Origin of the sequence: Solirubrobacter soli DSM 22325, from assembly GCF_000423665.1 — a bacterium.
GTDB lineage: Bacteria > Actinomycetota > Thermoleophilia > Solirubrobacterales > Solirubrobacteraceae > Solirubrobacter > Solirubrobacter soli.
Window position 1 is genome coordinate 1 of record NZ_AUIK01000058.1, and the last position, 1,073, is coordinate 1,073.

Annotated in this window: 2 protein-coding genes; both read left to right on the plus strand. The window is 63.7% G+C overall.

All coding sequences use genetic code 11. The features are described from left to right. Nucleotides 1–203, plus strand: a 203-nt coding sequence (locus G569_RS52595) for a flagellin (protein ID WP_037500209.1), incomplete at its 5' end; no start/stop codon positions are given. Between the two features lie 124 nt (nt 204–327). Beyond that, nucleotides 328–1,073: flagellin N-terminal helical domain-containing protein (locus tag G569_RS0129520; protein WP_028066083.1), on the plus strand; the 746-nt coding region annotated here is incomplete at its 3' end.

Here is a 1,073-nt window from a genome sequence, read left to right on the forward strand (position 1 = left end):
TCCAGAACCGCCTCGAGCATCGCCTGAACAACCTGGCGACCTACCAGGAGAACCTGACCGCCTCCGAGTCGCGGATCCGCGACGTGGACATGGCGGCGGAGATGACGAAGTTCACGAAGTTGAACATCCTCCAGCAGGCCGGCACGTCGATGCTGGCTCAGGCCAACCAGGCGCCGCAGGGCGTCCTCTCGCTGCTGCGCTAAGTCGCTCGTCGAGTTCTCATGTAGTGCCTAAAGATCGGTCCCTCGGGGCCGATCTTTTCGTTTGAGGCGACATGGAGTCTCCTCGCCAGCCCGTATGAATTCGATCAACAAGGAGTGTTAGATCATGGGCCTTCGCATCCAGAACAACGTCGAGGCGTTCAACACCCACCGGCAGCTGAACACCACGAGCACGGCTGCGGCCAAGTCCATGGAGAAGCTCTCCTCTGGCTACCGCATCAACCGTGCCGCGGACGACGCCGCGGGCCTCGCCATCTCCGAGAAGATGCGCGGTCAGATCGGTGGCCTCGCCGTCGCCCAGCGCAACGCGCAGGACGGCATCTCGCTCGTCCAGACCGCAGAAGGTGCCCTCACCGAGGTGCACTCGATGCTGCAGCGCGTGCGTGACCTGAAGGTGCAGTATCAGAACGGCACCAACAGCTCTGACGACAAGGGCGCCATCGCTGCCGAGGTGTCGCAGATCTCGCAGGAGATCAATGACATCGTCACGCAGACCAAGTTCAACGGGACCGCCGTGTTCAACACGACCAGCGGCTTCTCGTTCCAGGTCGGCGCGAACGATTCCGAGACCGTCTCGACGACGGCCGCGCAGTTCAGCGGCACGATCGCCAGCGGCGGCCTCAGCGGCATCACGAACATCACGAGCGCGTCCGGCGCGTCCGCGGCGCTCGAGTCCGGTGGCGCGCTGGCGAACATCTCGAGCATCGACGACGCGATCAAGAACGTCTCCAAGGTCCGTGCGGACTTCGGCGCCGTTCAGAATCGCCTCGAGCATCGCCTGAACAACCTGGCGACCTACCAGGAGAACCTCACCGCTTCCGAGTCGCGGATCCGCGACGTGGACATGGCGGC